Below are 21,327 nucleotides of genomic sequence, written 5' to 3' on the forward strand. Positions count from 1 at the left end.
TATGGTAGCGCAGTGGGAAAACTTTCTGCAAAATCTGGGAGAATGGCACGGTTCTTTTACCCAGTTATCGCCGCGAGGAGAGGTACTTCAAGATACTCCTAGCATTATTTCGCTCGAAGGTTTCAATGACAACAAAAATGTGCGATTGAAACTCCGTCGGTTTTCCCCAAATCCTAGCGGTGTCGGCGAACCAGAAGTGAGCGAACTTGTTAGGGAATATCACGGTTTGGGACGGGATATCCTATTTTTTGAGAATGGAGCTTTTTCTCAGGGTACTATTCAACTAGCGCCTTATTCTGAGTCTGGTGGCGAGTTTGGTTTTATCTACAATTATCGCCGGTTGCGCTTCGTTCAGCTATACAATACCGACGGCAATTTATCAAACCTTACCTTAATTCGGGAAAAACAGCCGGATAAAAATGTCCCCGAACGTCCGCCTTTAACTGTTGAGGCTTTGCTGGGAGAATGGCAGGGCGAGGCGGTGACAATGTATCCTGATTCGCGTTCTCCAGACTTTTATTCTACCAAACTGCAATTGCATTTGGAAAATAGCGATCGCCTAGTACACCAAATCACTTTTGGCAGTAATGCTAGTGTTATCAGTTCTAGCGCCCGCATTGACGGTTCAGTTCTGCACTTTAACGAAGGTGCTTCGCCGGTGCAAGTTGTACTGCTTCCTGACGGAGGTTCTTGCACTTTACCTGTCAAGATTGAACCCAGAAAACCTCTATTTTTCGAGGCAGGTTGGTTGGTAGAACCTGACTTGCGGTTTCGGATGATTCGCAGTTACAACGAGCGGGGTGAATGGGTAAGTTTGACTTTAGTTACTGAACGCAAAGTTAGTCATTGATTAATATGAGCTGGTGCACACACTCTTTAATTTCCACCCATAATCTACATAAACCCGCCCCCATTTAGGGCGGACAAAAGTTTATGTATCTGCGACTTTTATTCGCCGGACTTTGTTTCCTGGGTTTGCGATTGAATCACCGCACTCCAGTCATCATTGTTAACAGCAGCTTCCAAATCCTTAGCGCGTTCGCCGTCACTTTGGACTGCGGTTTCTAACTCTTTGCTAAGAGTAGAATCTGCCATTGCTTTGCGTAATTTTAGCTTCTTTTCCTCATAAGCTTTTTGTTCTTCCGCAGACATAGCAGCGCGGGCTGCTTGGCCTACTGTACTCGCCCACATTTCGCTGTCAGCACCGTTTCCAGGCGGAATGCTGCCAATTTCTGCTATCCAAGCATCCCGCAAACTTTCCATTTCTTCCCGCTTCGGGAATTTGAAAGTTTGCACGCGCAGGAAAGCACAATTTCCTGCGCCATTTTGGGCGATGTGACCGTTGATTGAAAGCAGGATATTTCGCGAATAACCGATAAACTGAGTGTTGCGGGCAGTGTCCATTACAGCGTAAACGCCGGCGACTTTCGCGTTAGTTGCCAAATCGCGCCATGTATCGATCGACATTACTTGCGTGCCGTCATTTTCTAATTCAGAAATAGCGGCTGCTGCGCTGTGTTCTGAGTCGGAACTGTATAAAAAGTTGTGCAGTCCTTCATGGGCGACTGGTACGTTTTGATGTTCAATTGCTACGTCTCTATCGGCATTCACTTGATTAGCTTCCATAAAACCCAATTCCTCAAAAAATGTCAACTTTACTCATTAAATCCCACTTTCAGGGGCGGGCTTTCCGGCCCACCCCACAATAAAGTTCTGTTTGTGGAACAGGCCGAAAAGCCTGTTCTATTGTTTTTTTTGCCCTTATATACTTAACTTGCGGCAATTTGTTGCAATTCCTCGTCAGTCAATTTAACTTCCAGCGCCCCCACAGAGTCCTCAATACTCGATACTTTGGTCGCACCGGGAATCGGAACGATGCAGGGCGATTGAGCCATTAACCAAGCTAATACTATACAGTAAACTGAAACGTTTTTTTCTGCAGCTAATTTGGCGATCGCGGGTATATCTTGCAAGCTGGTGACCCGGCGGCTTCCTCCCAAAGGACTCCAGGGAAAAAATGTCAGTTTTTCGGTTTCGCAATATTCCAGCACGCCGTCTGATTCGGGCTGTCTGTGCCAAGGATTATATTGATTCTGAACAGAGACAATTTCTACTGTATCGCGGGCGCGTTTGATCTGTTCTACAGAAAAGTTGGACACTCCAATAAATCGAATCATTCCTGCTTCTACTGCTTCTTTTGCAGGTGCTAGGGCTGCTTCGATGGTATAAGCGGGATCGGGCGAGTGATATTGCCAAAGGTCGATCGGTTTCTGGCCGCCCAATGCTTCAAAACTTTCCCGAATTGTCTTGCGTAAATGATGGGGGTTGCCATTGCGCGTCCACGCACCTTGAGGCCGCATTAAGCCGCCTTTAGTGGCCACAGTAACGGCCCTAACATCTCCGCTGTACTGTTGCAAAGCTTTGGCAATGAGGTTCTCGTTGTGGTGTTTGTCGGATTCATCTTGGCAGTAGGAATCTGCGGTGTCAATTAGGGTGACACCCAAATCGAGGGCGCGGTGAATTACCGCAATTGATTGCGATTCTGGCGGCCGGCCGCTTAAGGACATTGGCATACCTCCAAGACCGATCGCGCTGATAGTAAAATTACTGTTACCCAGTTTTTTTCTTTTCATTGGTTTGGCTTCGCTTGCGTAGTTTATTTCCAGTTTACATTTCCAGGATAGGTTGAAATCTTACATTTTTTTACCTATCTAAGTAAATAGAAAAAATATTTTTTAGATAAGCTGTTTGGCCTTGAAAGTGTATATTTCAATTCCCTATTCCCCACGTGTCAAATCCTCTCCCTCTCAAACATAATAGACAATCTAGATGTGCAGCAGCTTACCTACCTACTTAACTAGCTGGAAGCGCTGGTGTAAAAGCGGAGTGCAAAGTGCCAGAAGTAGCGGGAGAAAAATAACAGCCCGATCGCCAATATTCCCGCCCCTGCGATCCAAACGATTTCACCTCTCCCCAGCATGGCTTCTGCAGGCACAGTCGTCAAGAAGGCAACGGGAACTACGAAAGTGAAGAAAAATCGATAAGCTGCGGGATAAGCTGCCATTGGAAACCTACCGGCTTCTAACAATCCTTCGAGAACTTCGGTAACATTGTAAATTTTGACAAACCAAATGCTGGTTGCCCCTAACATAAACCATATACTGTAAAGAGTAATAGTTCCGAATAATAGCGGTATTGCTGTTAAAAAATAGTTGCCGATTGCTACTCCCAATTTGTTAGCAGCATACAGCAGCAATACGGTGCCCAAGATTAAATCTGGGATTCCCCAAGGCGAAACTGTGTTTGCAGATAGCCAGAATTGGGAACTGATGGGTTTGAGGAGTACGAAATCGAGAGTACCTTGCTGCACTCGATCGACAATACGGCTGAGATTAGGTGCTAGAAACGTTGACGAAAACCCCTGCAAAATCGTGAAAATACCGAGTACAACTAAAGCCTCTTCCCATTTCCACCCAGAAAACGTGTAACCGGTACGGTAGAACAAAAACAGCCCAAACAAGCTGCCCGCAAGATTTCCGAGGCTGCTGATGGCCGCGAGGACAAAGTTGATTCGGTATTCTAGTTCCGCTGCGATCGCCGCACCCCAGAACAATTTCAGTACGTGCAAATATCGTCCCATGTTTGTCGCCATTTTTTGCCGTTGAAATATTTAGATTTCATCCTATTGTAAAGCTTGTGTGAAGTTAACTGCTGTACGGCTGCTTATTTCACTATAATTTTAAATTATTTAGACCGCTTATTTAAGTAGTTTTATTGACAGGCAGTATTAAGTTATTTAACAAATTTTAATCAAAAAGTACAATTATTAAATTAAATCAATCTTAAGCCCATATATTTGGGGAATTATTAAGCCTGGTTCATGTTTTTACACAAAGCATCGCTTGATTGATTAGAAATCATAATATGTTACAACTCTTAATAATATAAATATTTGACAAACATCTAGCCATACCTAAACGCAACACTTAGGATGGGGCATACGTATTCAAAAGCAATACGTAATCAGCAATGCGTAATTATACGTACAAAAGAGGGATCGAGAAATTGACCTAGCTAACAACACGTAAGGAAAAAAAGACATGGATGCTTTAACATTATCGAGACTGGGCGTCAAGCACACCAAAAGTGCAGTGGCCGAATCGCTGCGAATCAATACAGGATACGACGTGACAAGCCCCGTCACTTTTTACGGGATTGTCAACGAGCGCTGCAATGTAAAATGCCGGCAGTGCGAGTATTGGCGGCTCAAAGAATATAAAGACGAAATGACGATCGAAGAATGGCAAAATGCCCTCTTGAGCGTCAAAGAATTTGTGGGCGAATTTTCAATCAACTTTAGTGGCGGCGAACCTTATATTAAAAAAGGTTTTCTAGACTTGCTGGCCTTTGCAAATAAAAATGGCATTCACGCCGGCGTCACCACAAACGGCTATTGCATGACTAGGGAAAACGCAGCCAAAACTGTGGCCGCTCGTCCTTTTAATGTGAATATCTCAGTTGACGGGCCGAATGCAGAACTGCACGATTATTTGCGAGGTCAACCGGGATTATTTGATCGGCTTTCTAAAGGAATCGGTTATCTGCGCGAAGAACAAGAAAAACAGAACGTCCTGTTTCCGATCAACATCAAACCGACAATGAACCGACTCAATTTCCGCCACCTCCCGGAAATAGTCACCTGGGCTCAGGGAATTGGCGCGACGACGGTGAACTTCCAACCAGTCAACCGCTGGACGCCAGAAACATACGAGGAATTGTGGATTGAAAAAGAAGACATCGAGGAATTTGCACAAGTAATCGAACGCCTAATTGAAATGAAGAACAACGGTGCTCCGATTATGAACAGCGATGAAGTGTTGCGATTGATGATTCCTCACTTTGCCGAAGAAAAAGCTCCTGATTCAACTCGTCCTTGTCGCGTGGGACTCCGCAATTACTGGATTGATACGCGCGGCGATGTGAAATTGTGCGATGAGTTCCCGGTAATTGGTAATGTAAAAAATGCCAGCGCCCGCGAAATTTGGTACGGCGAAAAAGCTCAGGAAGTCCGTCGCGATACTTTGAATTGCGGCAAGCTTTGTCTGATTACTTGTGTCTCACAAAAGACTATTTTGGACAAGGTGAAAATGGGGATGAAGTTATTGAAAAATTGAGGTTTTAGCCGTCGTGTTAACATTGCTTGTTTTCATGGTTGGTGACCGGGTTTGAGCAGAAACCCGGTTTTTTGTTTGATTAATTGTATTCCCTTCGGTTTTGCTAAAGGACATGGCAATGCCGTTTATTTACGAATACAATGTTTTGTATCAGTCTTGGCTAAATATATTATTGCCCCTTAAACAATAACCGATTGGTTGACGATACCTTATGTCAAGAATATTATAAATCTGTTGGAGCTTTAAGTGGGTTATCAAACGAACTCAAATGAGGGACAATTATTAAAATTAAAAATTTTCCCCTATTCAATAAATTAAATTATTTCCTGTACTTGTAAAAAAATGGATATGTCGCAACTACGGACAAGAATCAATCTACAACAAGTGATGTACACAAAGTGTGTGCCATTCGTTGGAATAACAACTAATTTCAGAGAGCTCAAGCAATTAACAAGAATATAGTCTTGGCAGTGTCGTAAAGCTCGGATTAAAATAAATCATGTTGCTTCTTGCGCTTTACTCGTGTAGGCTTTGCGCTAACAAGTTTAGCCGGTCAATCGGGTCAAACAATTTATCAAATTAAACACTCTAGTGCTGTCAAGTTATTTAATTTGTTAACTAAAACGTCCCAATGCTCATATGTTTATTGTCTAATGGTTTGGTGCAGGGTGCGAGGCTCACTTGGGACAGTTGCGTAAGTCCTGAATAGGTTTGACGCGCTACTTATCGGGGTAAGGCGCCCACTGCAAACCTGCAATATAGATGTTCTGCCCAAGTCTTGAACAACTGTATGAAAAAAAACCCGCCTACGCGGGTTTTTTTTGTGTCGCAAGTGGTTTGAAACTGTCGGGATTTGCTCGCAGTTTGCTTAAAGCGATCGATAAACGCGATAGTTAATTTCAGGGAAAATATTATCAATCTCCTCAACCTTCTCCAACCAACCCGAATCAACTTTCCCTTCTTTCACTTCATCGTACAGCTTGTGAAAGCGCATTAAGTGCGATCGAGTCCGCCGCACTGCATAGGGCACCATCGTCCCTGTACGCATGATAAATGCCCAGTCAGAAGATTGAGCTAGCAGCACTTCCCGCGCCGCCTGGTTCAAAGCCCGCCACTGCAATTCATCCGCAGGTTCCATGCTTCCCAACTCAATCATCCGTTCCGCAGCTTTGTGCAAGTGCGGGTAAATCCAAGCATTGGTATCGTTGAGCCAATACTCGTGGAAACCCCGGAAACCCCAGCTAGACTGAGACGGGCGGCACACTTGCTGAGTCGGATTGCCCCGCAAATAATCGGCTAAGTGCGTCATCTCGTAGGTATTTTGGTCGTACCAACTCTTGCGGAACAGGTAATCTAAGAACCAAGGCCCTTCGTACCACCAGTGACCGAAAAGTTCGGCGTCGTAAGGTGAAACAATAATCGGTGGACGCTGCATAATGCCGTTGAGGTGTTCGACTTGGCGTTCCCGGTTAAAAGCAAAGTTGCTGGCGTGTTCGGCTGCTTTTTCCCTTGCCCAGTAAGGATCGTACAACTGTTTATCGCCTAAACCCAATCCGCGACCGGTGATTTTGTGATATTTAATCCCGGTATTTTTCCGCTGGCCGTTGGGCATGATGTAGGGCTTAATGTAATCGTAGTCAGCTTCCCAGCCCAAATCTTTGTAGAATTCGCGGTATTCGGCAGCGCCTGGATAGCCGACTTCGGAAGACCAAACCTGCTGCGAGGATTCGTGATCCCGACCGAAGGCTGCTACTCCGCATTCGGTGAAAATTGGGGCGTAGCTGCCGTAGCGGGGACGTGGGCGGGCGTAGAGGATGCCGTGACCGTCTGTGAGAAAGTAGCGGAGGCCTGCGTCGGCTAACATCCGTTCTAAGCCTTCGTAGTAGGCGCATTCGGGCAGCCAAATTCCTTTTGGTCGGCGGCCGAAGTTTGCTTCGTAGTTGTCGCAAGCTACTTGAATTTGTGCCCAAACTGCTTCGGGGTACATTTTCATCAGCGGTAGGTAGCCGTGGGTGGCACCGCAGGTGATGATTTCGAGGTTGTTGGTGTCTTGGTGTTCTTTGAAGGCTTTGACTAAATCTCGATCGTACTTTTCCCAAAAGTTGCGGACTTGAGAGAAATGGGCGGCGTAATGTTCTGCCAAGTAGCGGAGGTGACCGTTGCCGCTGTTGTGTTCGATTTCGAGGTCCGCTAATTCTTCGAGTTTAGCCAAGTGGTCGTCGAAGCGGTCTTGCAGCAAGGGGTCGCGCAGCATGGCCACTAAGGGCGGCGTCATGCTCATGGTAATTTTAAAGTCGATGCCGTCGCGCTTGAGCCCTTCAAAGACTTGCAGCAGGGGAATATAGGTTTCCGCGATCGCCTCAAACAGCCATTCTTCTTCTAAAACGTAGTCGCTTTCGGGGTGGCGGACGAAAGGCAAGTGGGCGTGGAGAACGAGGGCGAGGTAGCCAATAGTCATAAAAAAATTCGGTAAGTGGGAAACTCAGCGTCTTTAGGGCTGAGAGGGAAACGGGTCGGCGGTTTGAACCGCCGTGAATTTTTCCATTACACGAGGATTGCTAGATGGGAGTGTACTTTTGTAATGTACTTTCAGTGGGACAATTACCACTTCCAACCTCGCAACCCGCGATCGCATAATGTTCGCTCCATAAGGAGCCTCTATGAGAGGGGTAATGTTAGCTTGCGCCTTAGTTAAGGGCCGATACTATATTTAGGACACTGATTTAACCCAATAAGTCTATTTAATCCTAAATTTCGCTTGGCAAGGAACTAGCTTCGCACTCCCTGGTAGGTCTTTAACTCTTACCGTTAACGTAGTACGCAGCTACACATCTGGTCAACTATCGTTTAAGTCTGAGGCTGAAAGCCCAGTATCTTTAGACATGGGTTGTTGACAGTGATTTGGATGCCGTAGTTATTAACTGACGCCAGTTAGGGACTGTTTTAAAATATTTTAAGATTTTATGCTGAAACGGGACTCACAAAATGCCGTGTTTTTTTAATGGCCTTTCTCTAACAAACTAAATGTCAGCAAATTCTGATTTTCTGCTTGCTGTCGGATTAGGGTTGCTGCTGTTTGAGAGTCTACTGCCTTTGAGAAAAAGAATCCCTGGGCGTACTCACATTTTAACCCTTTGAGTATAGATAGTTGCGAGGCTTCTTCGACTCCTTCGGCTACTACATCCATGCCTAAATTGTGGGACAAAGTAACGATCGACCGCACAATTTCGGTCGGGTCAATCCCTCCTTTACTGAAATCGAACTCCCCTCCCATCCTGCTAACAAAAGAGCGGTCTATTTTTAAGGTATTGGTGGGGAAGCGGTGCAGGTAGGAAAGCGATGAATAGCCGGTACCGAAGTCGTCAATACACAAGTGTATGTTTCGGGTTCTGAGCTGTACCAGCATTGCTGTTACTGATTCGGAATTTTCTATGAGTACGCTTTCGGTAATTTCTAGTTTTAAACTGCTGCCGTCGAGGTGAGTTTCTGCGAGAACTTGATCGATGTATTCGATTAAATCTGGCTGAGAAAACTGTTTGACAGAAATGTTGACGCTAACGCTTAAGGGGGGATTGCTGGGAAATAGCTGCTGCCACTGGCGGATTTGGTGGCAAGCTGTGCGGAGTACCCAGCGGCCCAGGGGTACGATCAAGCCGGTTTCTTCGGCGATGGTGATGAATTCACCGGGGGAAACTAAGCCGCGTTCTGGATGCTGCCAGCGCACTAGGGCCTCAAAACTGGTAATTGTGTTACTGGCGATCGACACGATCGGCTGGTAGTGAATAATAAACTGGGGCGCTGCGGATAAGGGAGGTAAGGCTGATTCGGGGGATGAGGGAAAGTCTTCTTCTCTGACCGACTCTCTAATTGATTCGATCGCCCGCCGTAGGTCGTTTTCTAACTGCAACAGGCGCAAAGCGTGGGCGTGCATGGAACTGTTGAAAACTTCGTGTCGGGCTCTGCCAAGTTCTTTGGCGCGGTACATTGCTGTGTCGGCGTCGCGCAGCAGGGTTGTCGGTTCCAGGTATTCGCCAGAACTCAAAGCTATGCCGATGCTGGCGGTGATAAATACTTCGTGTCCGTCTAGAAGGAGAGGGGAGGTGATTTTCTTTTGCAGGCGGTTGACAATGGTGGTAGCTTCATTGATGCCCTCGATGTCTTCTAGCAACAGCACAAACTCGTCACCTCCGAGGCGGGCCACTGTATCTCCGACCCTCAGACAAGCTTCCAGACGCCGCGCGATCGAGACTAGCAGTTGATCGCCGATGGCGTGGCCGAGGGAATCGTTGACTACTTTAAATCTATCTAAATCGAGAAACAGTACGGCAAACAAGTAGTCTTTGCGCCGTTTTGCCAGCCTCAGAGCGTGTTCCAGCCGATCGGTAAATAGCGATCGGTTCGGCAATCCGGTGAGGGCGTCGTGAAAAGCATCGTGCAGCAGTTGTTCTTCGGCGAGTTTGCGCTGAGTGATGTCGTGACAGTTAATCACGATTCCCTCGACTGCGGGATCATACAGCAAGTTGGTGGCTACAGCTTCTACATAACACCAGGAACCGTTGCGGTGGCGGACTCGGTACTCAACTGGGCACTGGCTTCTTTTGGGGTTTTTAATGGCTTTGTGGAGGGTTTCGGTGATCGTGGCGCAGTCGTCGGGGTGAACTATTTCTAAGGCGCTGCGCCCGATCGCCTGGTGGGGCGCGTATCCTAAAATTCGCTTGACGGAAGGGCTGATGTAGCGGAAGATTCCTTCGGCGTCGAGAATGATCGTGATGTCTGTGGCGTTTTCAATCAGCGAGCGAAATCGCTGTTCGCTTTGGCGCAGGGCTGATTCTGCTTGTTTGCGATCGCTGATGTCGAGGGCTACTCCGTCTATAATTACGTCGCCGTTTTCGTTTTTGGAAAATTTAGCGCTGTCTTGCACCCACTTGATCTCCCCAGATCTCAGAACGATGCGGTACTGGCGATCGCACGGCAAAAGACTCGCTCTCGATGCTGCTACGTGGCTGTCAGACGAGCTTTTGTCCTCTGGATGGATGATTTCGGTCAAGAGTTCTGGGTGCGAAATCACTTCTTCGGCCCCGAACCCAGTAACTTCGCGCACGCCCGGACTGATGTAGGGCAGGGACATTGTGCCATCTGGATGCAGCACGGTGCGGTAGACTGAGCCGGGAATGTTGGCTGCCATTGTGGCTAGCTGCTGCTGGATGCCGCAGACTGCTGCTTCGGCGCGCTTGCGTTCTGCAAGCTCGGTTTGGGCTTGTTGGTAGAGTTCGGCTTGGTGGATCGCGATCGCGCACTGATCGGCTATGGCTTTGAGTAGCGACAGTTCTTCGACGCTCCAAGAGCGCGCCCGATCGCACTGATAGAGGCTAATTCCTCCCAAAAATGACTGCTGGTAGAGCAGTGGCGCGATCGCGACGGAGCGAAACCCTACCAACCCTGCTGATTCTTGCAGGGACGGGCACAGTGTCGATAACTCGTCGATAATCAGGGTTTCCCCGGCTGCGAGCCCCGATCTGTAGTGCTCGGCTACTTTGCAATTTACCCCAACAAACCCTTCTCGGTTGGATGCTTTGCTGATGTAGCGAACTCTGATGCCGCCTTCAGCATCTGGCTGCAAGATGGCGCAGGCGCTGATGTCTAGAGCTTCGTGCAGCTGATCTGCGGTGGTTTGCAGCACTTCGTCGAGTACAAGGGTGAAGCGCATGGCTTGGAGGATGCGGTTGATGATCGCTTCTCGCTGAGCTTGCCGCTGAATTTGGGCGATCGCTTCTTGTTGCTGGCGCCGCATTTTGTATTCTTGGAGCGATCGTTCTAAGACTGTTGGCAACCTAAACAGTCGCCCTTTTAATACGTAATCGGTCATTCCGGCTTTGAGGCACTCAACTGCCGCTTCTTCTCCCAAACTTCCCGTTACTAAAATCAAGGGTATGTCTTGCCCTAATTCCTGCATTAATTTCAACACTTCTAAACCGTTGAAGCCGGGGAGGCGGTAATCTGATAGTACAGCATCGTACTTGTAATTTTCGAGCAGTTTTCTGCATTCTGTTGCTGTTTCGGCAGTGTCGCACTTAAAATTTACCCCCCCCGATTCTAAGGCGAGCACTATTAATTCCATATCTTCTGCCATGTCTTCGATAATCAACAAGTTTAATGTTGATTCCGCAACCATTTTTAGTAGATAGTTGGTCTGATTTATATCTAACATAATGTATTTGGGAGGTTTTCAATTGGTTATTCGTGTTTTTGCTAGTAATTTTTTAGACTGAGTTTTGTTGTTAATTTTATCTCTATATTTTTAGTTATTTTTAGCAAAATCAATTATCTACTCTACTCGGCAGACCTTGATTTAGCACCGGCAGTCGAGGGCTGACCGAACCGATTGGGGATCATCCCCATTTTTAAAAGAGCGTTTTTTAGGAGTACGAGCATCTTGGACAGCCTAGCCTAGATCTTTCGCTTCCATCCCTAACAGTGAACACTCCTGTCATACCAAAATTCTGATGCTCTCACCGATTGTGACTTATTTAAGTGTATAAGAGTTTTAAATTTTGAATTTAAAACTCTTATACACTTAATTTACGAATCTATACTACCGTTTGAGATTGTTTGCCCTAGTTTAAAGTAAAACGTGGCTCCTTGACTAGGTAGGCTTTCGGCCCAAACCGTGCCGCCGTGGCGGTGAATAATCCGCTGGACGATCGCCAAACCGATGCCCGTACCTTCAAATTCTCTCTGGGAGTGCAGCCTCTGAAAGGCTCCAAACAGGCGATCGGCATATTCCATTGGAAAACCCACGCCGTTATCCTTGACAAAAATCGTCCCATCCGGTAAACCCTCAATAACTATTGTAGCTGGAGTGCGTCCGCGACTGAACTTGACGGCGTTGCTAATCAAGTTGCTGAACACCTGTTGCAGCAAGGTTGGATCTCCCATTACAGTTGGCAAATCTCCGACGGTAAATTCAACGCTGTGGGGAGTTTGGGCTGGATCTGAGACAGTTGGTGGTTTAGTCAATTTAATCGCATTTTGTACTAAACGGCTCAGATCGATCGGAATTTGCCTCAACTCGGTGCGAGTCACCCGCGACAGGGCGAGCAAACCGTCAATCAACAGGCTCATTTTTTGGCTGCTTTCTTCAATTACTTCCATATAGTGAACTATTTTGCGATCGCTCAAAGCCTCAGTTAATTCTAGCCGCTGCTTCAACGCTTGTACAAAACCTGAAATGTGTCGCAAAGGTGCGCGCAAGTCGTGGGAAACTGAGTAAGAAAAAGATTCTAATTCTTGATTGGCAGCTTCTAATTGCTCTGTGCGTTCTGATAAAGCTTGTTTTGTCTCTACCAACTCAGTGATATCGCGAGCAGTGCCAATTAAAGCATAAACCTCGCCGTTGAGATTTCTCAGCGGAATTTTAAACGTGTCGAAGTAAGCATTGCCACCCGGTCTCACAAATTTTTCCTGGTAGTGCAGAGTTTTGCCCGATTCAAATACGTGCAAATTTTCCCGCCTAAATCGTTCTGTGAGTTCGCTGGGATAGCACTCAAAAATAGTTTTGCCCTGCATCTGCTGCCTGCTGTAGAAGCCGGAAAATTCTGCAAGGGGATGGTTGACAAAAGACAAGCGCATATTGTCCCGTTCTACAACATAAATGTAGTCCGGCAAAGCATCAAAAAAAGTCTCTAATTCTGCGGTACGCTGGGCAACTTGAGCTTCTAAAGTTTCGTTGAGTTCTTTAAGTTCAGATTCTACTCGTTTGCGTTCGGTGATATCTTGACCAATGCCGATACACCTGCCGTCGGAAAGACGAACATTTGCCCAAGAAGTGTCGATAATTCGCCCGTCTCTAACTTGTGTTTTGAAGTCGCTCCAGTTCTGATTTGCTGCTTGGATTTCATCCAAAACGTATTGACGGTATTCTGGCTGCGGATAAAATTCCGCCAAGATATCGCGGTCTTTGGTTTCCGCCAAACTCCAGCCGAGCACTTGTTCCCAGTGGCGGTTTACCCAGTTTACTTCACCGCTGCTTCCCAAGAATGCGAGCATGACCGGCACGTTGTCGAATATAGTTTGCAGCAGTTCTTTTTGCTGTTTTAATGATTCTTCGGCTTGTTTGCGATCGCTGATGTCGAGTACGGAACCGATAAATTGTACAATTTGTCCGTCTGGGGTTCTTTTAAAAATTTTAGAGCGATCGTGCACCCAGCGCCATTCCCCATTTTTGTGTTTTATTCTGTAGTCTATGTCATGCGTTTCATGGGTATTGCTGCTGTGTTTGAGCCGCTCCCTACCTGTAATTAGCTCTAACAAATCATCGGGATGAACCAACTTAGCCACAGCGTCTGTACCCAAATCTTGCAATTCTTGGGGAGTGTAACCCAGCATGGCTGTGACCGATTCATTTGCATAAATATTTTTGTTTTCTACTGCATCGTAAATGTAGAGAAAGTTAGGTATAGTTGTAACAATACTCTCTAAAAGTTGCTGATGTTTTTGCAGTTCCAATTCTGCCTGCTTGCGATCGCTTAAATCCAGCACAAAACTGACGCCTAACTGCTGCGTTCGTTCTAAAAATGTGCTGCCCAGCATCACCGGAGCGCGGCTCCCATCGGAGCGCATAAATTCTTTTTCAAAGGGAATAACGGTATTTTTAGCCCTCAGTTCGGCAACTTTTTCTGTGTCTAAACGCACGTATTCTGGCGGTGTCATTTCTTGCCAGTTAATTCTTCCGGCAAGCAAATCGTCCCGCGTATATTTTACCGTGTTTAAAAAAGCGGCGTTGGCATCTATAATGGGACCATTAATGTCCCAAAAGATTAGACCAATCATGTTAGAATCAACTATTGTTCTAAATTTAAATTCGCTTTGTCGTAACTGGGATTCCACTTGTTTGAGTTCAGTAATGTCCCGGGCTATGGATAAAACTGTTTCTACAGAATTGTCTTCAGTAAACTCGGGAATAACTCGACAGTGGTAATGTTTTATGCCCTCGGGAGTGGGAAACTCAAATTCTATGGTTTCTTGTTTTCCGGTGCCAAAAACTTTCAAAAAAGTGTCCTCCCACAGGTCGCACAAGTGTGGTGGCATTCCTGATTCTCTGTTGCTCTTGCCAATTAATTCGGCGGGGGTTTTTCCGGTTGCTAATTCTACTGCGTGGTTGATGTAAAGGTGGCGGAATTCTCTATCAAACCTGGCAATGATATCGGTCGCATTTTCCGCTAGGGTGCTGAAAGCTTGTTCGCGCCGGTGCAGTTCTTCTTGAATGCGGTGGCAATCGGTTATGTCTCTGCCAAAAGAGAGAATAGAAACTACTCTTCCCGATTCATCGAGGAGTGCAGAATTGTACCATTCGCAGTAAATTACCGAGCCATCTTTGGTATAGTTGCGGTTGCGGCAAATGTTGCGGGTTTCTCTGCTGTGTAACAGTTGATTTGTGACGCCGCACACTTGCTGGAAGTCTTCTTGATGAACTATTGACCATTCGTGCCAGTATTTGCCGATTACTTCTGCTGCACTCCAGCCAAATAGTTGTTCTGCCATTGGCGACCACCGCATTACCCGAAATTCGCTGTCCCACTCTACAACTGCCAGGGGCGAGTTTTCTAGATGAAATTCCCGCCGCGAGTTGGCTTTTTTTATTTGAGTTTGAAGTTGCTGCCGAAGTTGCTTCGCGCCGGCCAAGCGATCGCTAATTTCCTGTGTGTTTGCTGAGCCGGCGTTGGCAATGTGAGCAATGGTTTCTGCTGTTTGTTTTTCGAGTTCGTTCCAAGCGAGTTCGAGGGCTGATTCCGCCTGCTCTAGCTCAGTGATGCTGTTCTGAAACAGTGTGGCACTTTCTACTGGAATTTCAGGCATAGTTTTTACACTTAGGCAAGTGTTACTTTTAGAATTCAAAATTAAAGCTTAAAAATTAAAAATATGTAATTTCCTGTTAAATTATACATTTTTAATTTTTAGTCTGTCTGTGCGTGGAGCCGATCGTTGGAGGCGGCGGGCGTTATTAAATACTGCCAGTAAAAGGATTTGGGGTGTACATTGATCAGCAATTGTGGTGGATGGATCTAAAACTCTCCTGGGTAAGGGAAGGGTGCGGGCAGGAGCAGGCGCTAAGTATATTTTTGCACAGAGTTGTTGTTTGGGGGCGCTCAAAAGGAGATCGGCGTGGCTGCGGGCTTGGGTCGATCGCGAATCTGTAGCAGGGCGTTGCCTATGCAGATCCCCATTTGTCTCAACTAAACACGCTTTATCCAAGTCCGGCAGGGGTTTAAACCTGCTGAACTCAGGGTTTGACGCGCTTGTAGACACCAATGAAACCGCCCCTACCTACAAATACTCTCCAATCACTTTGGTCAATAAAAAGCTAAAATAAAATCTAAAGTTATTCAGTCTTTTAAATCGCTTATGACTGCTGCTGCACCCTCTTCGATAAAAAACCAAACTCAGTACGAAGCCATTATCGGTCTCGAAACTCATTGTCAATTGAGTACGAATACTAAAATTTTCTCCAGTTCATCTACAGAATTTGGCAATGCCCCAAATACTAACATTGACCCAATTTGTATGGGAATGCCGGGAGTATTGCCAGTATTAAATCAAAAAGTGCTGGAGTATGCGGTGAAAGCAGGGCTGGCTCTCAACTGCGAAATCGCACCTTACAGTAAGTTTGACCGCAAGCAATATTTCTATCCCGATTTGCCTAAAAATTATCAAATTTCTCAGTTCGATTTGCCGATCGCTACTAACGGTTGGCTAGAAATTGAACTGGTGGACGACAAGGGAAATTCTACTAGAAAAAAAATCGGGATCACTCGCTTGCACATGGAGGAAGATGCCGGAAAATTGGTTCACGGCGGTAGCGATCGGTTGAGCGGTTCAACTTATTCAATGGTGGATTACAACCGCGCCGGTGTGCCTCTAATCGAAATTGTTTCGGAACCGGATTTGCGATCGGGCGCGGAAGCTGCTGAATACGGTCAAGAATTGCGCCGGATCGTGCGCTACATCGGTGTTGGCGACGGAAATATGCAGGAAGGTTCGCTCCGGTGCGACGTGAATATTTCGGTGCGCCCCGTGGGCAGAAAAGAGTTCGGCACGAAGGTGGAAATTAAAAATATGAACTCTTTTAATGCGATCGAACGGGCGATCGATTACGAGATCGAGCGGCAAATTCAAGCTGTGGAAAATGGCGAAACCATCGTCCAAGAAACCCGGCTTTGGGATGAAAACAAGCAGTGTACTTTCAGTATGCGGGTTAAGGAAGGCGCAAGCGATTACCGGTATTTCCCGGAACCAGATTTGCCTCCGATCAAAGTTTCGGCCGAGCAATTGCAGGATTGGAAAGCTCAACTGCCGGAATTGCCAGCCCAAAAGCGCAATCGCTACGAAACTGAGCTCGGTCTTTCTCCCTACGACGCGCGGGTGCTGACTGACGACAAAGCGGTGGCGGAGTATTTTGAAAAATCGATCGCCGCCGGTGCTGTGGCTAAACAAGCTGCGAATTGGGTCATGGGCGATATTACTGCTTATCTGAAAAATGAAAAACTGGCGATCGCAGAAATTCCTTTCCAACCGCAGGATTTAGCCGAACTGCTGGGGCTAATTGATGCCGGTACGATCAGCGGCAAAATCGCTAAGGATATTTTGCCGGAGTTGCTGGCAAACGGTGGTTCGCCTCAGAAGTTCGTTGAGAGTAAGGGTTTGATTCAAATTTCCGATACTGGGGCGATCGAGCGAGCGATCGATGCGGTGTTGGCGGCCAATCCCAAGGAGCTCGAACAGTACCGAGCCGGTAAAACTAAGCTGCTGGGCTTTTTTGTCGGCAAGGTGATGAAGGAAACGGGCGGCCGGGCCGATCCCAAACTGACCAATGAGCTGCTGGCGGCGAAGCTTAACGGCCCAGCCTAAGCAGTTGTTAAGGGGGTCGTGTAGCGGATACAGCGGCGGGCGATCGGTTTTTCCTGAGCTCGCCGCGATCCCTGGATCGTAACTTTATAATTAATCTACATTTCTTTACAACATCTTCACGTTTGGGGGTGACACCCCTCATCCCAACCGTGTTATATTGTGTTATGTAGATGCACCCTGATGGCAGAGAGAGTTACTTAGGTAGCTCTCTCTTTTTTTTGTCTTTTTTTTTGCACGGACGTGAAAATACGGATGGGGGAGAGGGGGATTAACGATACCGATCCCCGATTACCGATTACCGATTAGCAATTACCGCTTTGAGTCGATTAATATCAATTTTAGTTATTAACTAATTTTGACATTATGAGCGAACAAGCTAGCGAGCTAATCAAGCAGGGGATTTCGCAATATCAGGCGCGTCAATTTGAGGCGGCGCTGAATTCTTGGCAGGAAGCGCTGGCGCTGTATCGCTCAATGGACGATAAGCGGCGATCGGGTGCGGCGCTGGGTAATATGGGCGTAGCTTACGAAGCGCTGGGAAATTATGCTCAGGCGATCGAGTGCTACCTGCAGCATTTGGTGTTAGCGCGAGAAATTGGCGATCGTCGGGGCGAGGCTAATGCTTTGGGAAATCTGGGCAATGCTTGCTGTGCTCTGGAGGATTTTCCTGGTGCTATTGCTTACCAGCAACAGCGTTTGGCGATCGCGCGGGACACTGGCGACGGGCGCTCTGAGCTGGAAACTTTGGGCAATTTGGCGCTAGCTTACGATGCTAAGGGAGATTTGCCTGGTGCGATCGAATGCTATCACCAGCAGTTGTCGATCGCGCGCACCAGCAAGGACGATCGCATTGAGCGCCATGCTCTCAAGAATTTGAAGCTTGCTTACAAGTATTTAGCAGATTACGAGAAGGCTAACCAGTACCGACAGCAGCAATTGGCGATCGTCCGGCAACTGTTTTTAACTGATAAAAATAAGAGTTTTGTACAACTTGTAGAAACAGTTGGTTTGAATCCGGTTGAGGATTTTGCCGGGGCTAATTTAAGCGGTTTTGACTTGCACTACGCTGATTTTAACGGTGCGGATTTGCGCGAAACCAACCTCCGAGGCGCAGATTTGACTTTGGCCGATCTCAGCGGTGCTTTGCTGAGCGCTGCTATTTTAATTGATGCTAATTTGTGCAATGCTAATTTGCGGGATGCTGAACTCAGCAGCGCCAATTTGAGCGGTGCTGATTTGCGGACAAAGCTGCCTCGGGCAAATTTGAGCGGTGCAAATTTAACCGGCGCTAATTTGAGCAGTGCTTATTTACCGAATGCGATTTTAGTAAATGCAAATTTGACAAATACTGATTTAAAAAATGCTGATTTAAGCGGTGTTAATTTGAGCGGTGCAAATTTAAACGGTGCTGATTTGAGCCGCGCTGATTTGACAAATACAGGAGTGAAAAATGCCAAGTTTTTTTGTTGTTTGGGAATTTCGGATGCCCTGAAGGTTGAATTGACAGCACGGGGCGGGATTTTTGAGTAGAATTAATTGGAAAGGTTGGTAATTGTAGGGGGTAACAAAAGCTATGACTGCCGTAACTGCAAAACGATTCTCGATCGCAGAATATCACCGTTTAGGAGAACTGGGATTTTTCGCCCCCGATGAGCGAGTTGAATTGATTCGCGGAGAAATTATCATTATGGCTGCTAAAGGTAGGCTGCACTCTTTTTGTAACAGTCTTTTAGTTCAGGAGTTAATCATTTTACTGGCAAGACGCGCTCTTGTGCGCGCGCAAGAGCCAATTATTTTGTCTGATGATAGCGAACCAGAGCCTGATGTTGTGATTGCCCGCAATCGAGCCGATCGTTATTTCTCTTCTCACCCGCAGCCTGCTGATATTTTGTTGGTAATTGAGGTATCGGATTCTACGTTGAAGTACGATCGCACAACCAAGCTGTCTCTCTATGCTGAGACTGGGATTTCTAATTATTGGATATTTAATTTGGTTGATAATCAACTGGAAATGCACAGCGAACCTTATCAGAAGCAAAACGGAAGTTATAGTTATCAATTGCAACGAGTGGTTTTGCAAAATCAGACGGTGGTAATTCCGGGTTTTACCGAGTTGTTTCTGGATTTGTCTTCGGTATTTCCAGTCTAGGCTTCCTTCGATGATATAATGCAAAAGTGCGATGGCTACACCCCGGCTTGCGCCTACGAACTCTTCACGAAAATAGCCCTATGACCGCTCAAACTCTCGCTCCACCCGAACAAATTGTCGAGCTATCGGGTATCAGTTGGCAAACCTACGAAACTTTGCTAGCCGAAATCGGCGATCGGCAAATTCGATTGACATATAATCGTGGCAATTTGAAAATTATGGTACCCTCCCCAGAACACGAACGTTTCAAAGAAGTATTGGGTCGATTTGTTGAAACCTTAGCTGAAGAATTAGATGTGAGAATTGAGCCTCTTGGTTCTACGACATTCAAACGTCCTGAACTTAGCGGTGCAGAACCAGATAAATGTTTTTACATCCAGAATATTAGTGCAATTAAAGGAAAAAAAAGAATCGACCTGACTCAAGCTCCGCCGCCGGATTTAGTAGTGGAAATTGATATTACCAGCCGTTCGGAAAATAGCTTGCAGGTTTATGCGGATCTGGGAGTGCAGGAAGTTTGGATTTATAATGGATCGCGGCTCAGAATCAACAGATTTGAAAATGGAGAATACGTTGAGGGGGAGCTCAGTTTAGCATTTCCCAGCTTGCCGATAATAGAGATTGTCAGATTTTTGGAACAAGCAGAAACAATGGAATATTTGGAATTAGTGAAAGCATTTCGGAATTGGGTAAAAAGCCAAATTCAGCAAAACCAATGAGTTGCGGATCGAATTAAACAAAATTTACAATTTTGTCCACAAAAAAAGCTGTATTGTGATAAAATAGAAATAATAAACTAATTTAAATATCAATTACAGGCTGGTAGTGCCAGCAATTCTACCCGATATGCGATCGCTAGAGTCTCACAACAAATACCCAGATTGCTTGTGGATGCAATTAGAAGCAATTCCAGTTCCATCGGTTGCACCCCCAACCCAGCGGCTCGACATTCACTTGAGTCTGAATTTTAACGAGCATTGGGAACCGCTGCTCGGCGGTCGCGTCAAATTTGGTCTGCAAGGCGGGACGCTCAAACTCTATCTAGAAAACTGCGAAATACCCGTAGCATCGCGTCAGTTAGTCGGTTCTTTCCAGCTTTTGCCAATAGAAGAAACCCTGCCAATTCAAAACAGTGCAAAAATTTTAGTAAGCGAAAGTCAGGGGGCAGTTCAAGGCGGCGAGAAGGCGGAAAAGATTAAGGAAACAGAGAGCATAGGGTGTCACGTTTCCACAATAAGGAATGATACAACGCCAGCTTGGGTTTTTGCAGTTGAACAGCGCAAATCAGTATTAAAAGGTTTGCTAAAAAGTGTTAAGCTGGGCGAATTAGCTGGCAAAGAATTTAGGATGGCGGCGGCTTTTGAAGTTGCTAAAGAAGATCTTAATCTCACCGATGCGGAGGGTTTGTGGCCGCACGATATCACTCCAAATCAACATTCGGTTTTAGAAAGAATCCTGACTATATATCTGCACGCAAATAAACTCCAACCTGCCCTCAGTTGGGCGCTATTATCCTACAATTTACCTCCGGTTGAACCGTGCGAAGTGAAAATTGTCCCGGAAGCTGAATCGGAATTGCAGGAAATGGTCGATCGCATTATCTCCGCTGAAACCGACAACTTTGTGGAGTTGGCAAAAATCGCCAATCTCGATCCAGCACTAGATTTCGCGGGTAGCAGCTTGCGGGGAACGACTTTAAGTGCAGTGGATTTTAGCAGCGCAAATCTCGATCGGGTAAATTTCCGGGGTGCAACCTTAAACGATGCCGATTTCAGCGACGCCAGCCTGCAAAATGCAAAATTCGGCGGGGCAGATTTGAGCGGCGCTTTCTTAGGAAATGCCGATCTAAGCGGTGCAGATTTACACAAAGCAAGTCTAGCTTTAGCTAACCTCAGCGGTGCCAATTTGAGCGGCGCAAACCTGCTGGAAGTGAACTTAACAAATACTAATTTCAGCGGTGCGAATGTCGAGTCAGCGAGGTTTGGGAACAATTCAGGAATGGATGAGGAGATGCAGGTGAATTTACAGCAGCGAGGCGCAATTTTTGAGGAGGTTTAGTCGGTAAGTGCGAATTCCTTTCATCCATATGCGTCCATCCCC

General features: G+C 46.4%; 13 protein-coding genes. 7 read left to right on the forward strand and 6 right to left on the reverse strand.

Annotated elements, in window-relative coordinates:
- Position 1 precedes the first annotated feature (1 nt).
- Positions 2-850, forward strand: coding sequence for a DUF3598 family protein (locus QUA57_RS14960; protein ID WP_333061808.1), 849 nt, complete (start codon positions 2-4; stop codon positions 848-850).
- A gap of 98 nt (positions 851-948) precedes the next feature.
- On the opposite strand, the gene QUA57_RS14965 is transcribed toward QUA57_RS14960, so the two are convergent.
- The 3 genes from QUA57_RS14965 to QUA57_RS14975 all read right to left on the reverse strand — a co-directional run bounded on the left by QUA57_RS14965 (position 949) and on the right by QUA57_RS14975 (position 3,652).
- Entirely contained in the window at positions 949-1,626 is a 678-nt protein-coding gene (locus tag QUA57_RS14965; protein WP_333061809.1) for a GIY-YIG nuclease family protein, read from the reverse strand.
- Positions 1,627-1,769: 143 nt separating this feature from the next.
- Positions 1,770-2,633: an aldo/keto reductase gene (locus QUA57_RS14970; protein ID WP_333061812.1), complete on the reverse strand. Its 864-nt coding sequence runs from the start codon at positions 2,631-2,633 to the stop codon at positions 1,770-1,772.
- 224 nt (positions 2,634-2,857) lie between these two features.
- Positions 2,858-3,652 carry an ABC transporter permease gene (locus QUA57_RS14975; protein WP_445242199.1) on the reverse strand — a complete coding sequence of 265 codons (795 nt, stop codon included), beginning with the start codon at positions 3,650-3,652 and terminating at the stop codon, positions 2,858-2,860.
- A 448-nt stretch (positions 3,653-4,100) separates the two neighbouring features.
- On the opposite strand from QUA57_RS14975, the gene QUA57_RS14980 reads away from it, so the two are divergent.
- Positions 4,101-5,174, forward strand: a complete 1,074-nt coding sequence (locus QUA57_RS14980; RefSeq protein ID WP_333036520.1) for a radical SAM protein — start codon at positions 4,101-4,103, stop codon at positions 5,172-5,174.
- 868 nt (positions 5,175-6,042) lie between these two features.
- Here the strand turns inward: QUA57_RS14980 and QUA57_RS14985 are convergent.
- The 3 genes from QUA57_RS14985 to QUA57_RS14995 all read right to left on the reverse strand — a co-directional run bounded on the left by QUA57_RS14985 (position 6,043) and on the right by QUA57_RS14995 (position 15,029).
- Positions 6,043-7,632 carry a glycoside hydrolase family 57 protein gene (locus QUA57_RS14985; protein WP_333036521.1) on the reverse strand — a complete coding sequence of 530 codons (1,590 nt, stop codon included), beginning with the start codon at positions 7,630-7,632 and terminating at the stop codon, positions 6,043-6,045.
- A gap of 540 nt (positions 7,633-8,172) precedes the next feature.
- Entirely contained in the window at positions 8,173-11,382 is a 3,210-nt protein-coding gene (locus QUA57_RS14990; RefSeq protein WP_333061814.1) for an EAL domain-containing protein, read from the reverse strand.
- Between the two features lie 371 nt (positions 11,383-11,753).
- On the reverse strand, positions 11,754-15,029 hold the full coding sequence (locus QUA57_RS14995; RefSeq protein ID WP_333061816.1) for a PAS domain S-box protein: 3,276 nt from the start codon (positions 15,027-15,029) through the stop codon (positions 11,754-11,756).
- Between the two features lie 546 nt (positions 15,030-15,575).
- On the opposite strand from QUA57_RS14995, the gene gatB reads away from it, so the two are divergent.
- From gatB to QUA57_RS15020, 5 genes are all read left to right on the forward strand, one after another.
- The gene (gene gatB, locus QUA57_RS15000) at positions 15,576-17,078 is read left to right on the forward strand and encodes an Asp-tRNA(Asn)/Glu-tRNA(Gln) amidotransferase subunit GatB (RefSeq protein ID WP_333061818.1); all 1,503 of its coding nucleotides are present in this window, start codon (positions 15,576-15,578) and stop codon (positions 17,076-17,078) included.
- 363 nt (positions 17,079-17,441) lie between these two features.
- Positions 17,442-18,608: a pentapeptide repeat-containing protein gene (locus QUA57_RS15005; RefSeq protein WP_333061820.1), complete on the forward strand. Its 1,167-nt coding sequence runs from the start codon at positions 17,442-17,444 to the stop codon at positions 18,606-18,608.
- A 43-nt stretch (positions 18,609-18,651) separates the two neighbouring features.
- Positions 18,652-19,227 (forward strand): Uma2 family endonuclease, encoded by a 576-nt coding sequence (locus QUA57_RS15010; protein ID WP_333061822.1) that lies wholly within the window; start codon positions 18,652-18,654, stop codon positions 19,225-19,227.
- A gap of 80 nt (positions 19,228-19,307) precedes the next feature.
- A complete protein-coding gene (locus QUA57_RS15015) occupies positions 19,308-19,946 on the forward strand; it encodes a Uma2 family endonuclease (RefSeq protein WP_333061824.1) in 639 nt (212 codons plus the stop codon).
- Positions 19,947-20,052: 106 nt separating this feature from the next.
- The gene (locus QUA57_RS15020; protein ID WP_333061826.1) at positions 20,053-21,285 is read left to right on the forward strand and encodes a pentapeptide repeat-containing protein; all 1,233 of its coding nucleotides are present in this window, start codon (positions 20,053-20,055) and stop codon (positions 21,283-21,285) included.
- Positions 21,286-21,327: the final 42 nt, after the last annotated feature.

It is taken from the genome of Microcoleus sp. Pol7_B2 (assembly GCF_036701035.1).
In the GTDB taxonomy this organism is placed as follows: domain Bacteria; phylum Cyanobacteriota; class Cyanobacteriia; order Cyanobacteriales; family Microcoleaceae; genus Microcoleus.

Coding starts and splice junctions, on each gene's coding strand:
- QUA57_RS14960 (WP_333061808.1), top strand. CDS start 2: ATGGTAGCGCAGTGGGAAAACTTTCTGCAAAATCTGGGAGAATGGCAC.
- QUA57_RS14965 (WP_333061809.1), bottom strand. CDS start 1,626: ATGGAAGCTAATCAAGTGAATGCCGATAGAGACGTAGCAATTGAACAT.
- QUA57_RS14970 (WP_333061812.1), bottom strand. CDS start 2,633: ATGAAAAGAAAAAAACTGGGTAACAGTAATTTTACTATCAGCGCGATC.
- QUA57_RS14975 (WP_445242199.1), bottom strand. CDS start 3,652: ATGGCGACAAACATGGGACGATATTTGCACGTACTGAAATTGTTCTGG.
- QUA57_RS14980 (WP_333036520.1), top strand. CDS start 4,101: ATGGATGCTTTAACATTATCGAGACTGGGCGTCAAGCACACCAAAAGT.
- QUA57_RS14985 (WP_333036521.1), bottom strand. CDS start 7,632: ATGACTATTGGCTACCTCGCCCTCGTTCTCCACGCCCACTTGCCTTTC.
- QUA57_RS14990 (WP_333061814.1), bottom strand. CDS start 11,382: ATGTTAGATATAAATCAGACCAACTATCTACTAAAAATGGTTGCGGAA.
- QUA57_RS14995 (WP_333061816.1), bottom strand. CDS start 15,029: ATGCCTGAAATTCCAGTAGAAAGTGCCACACTGTTTCAGAACAGCATC.
- gatB (WP_333061818.1), top strand. CDS start 15,576: ATGACTGCTGCTGCACCCTCTTCGATAAAAAACCAAACTCAGTACGAA.
- QUA57_RS15005 (WP_333061820.1), top strand. CDS start 17,442: ATGAGCGAACAAGCTAGCGAGCTAATCAAGCAGGGGATTTCGCAATAT.
- QUA57_RS15010 (WP_333061822.1), top strand. CDS start 18,652: ATGACTGCCGTAACTGCAAAACGATTCTCGATCGCAGAATATCACCGT.
- QUA57_RS15015 (WP_333061824.1), top strand. CDS start 19,308: ATGACCGCTCAAACTCTCGCTCCACCCGAACAAATTGTCGAGCTATCG.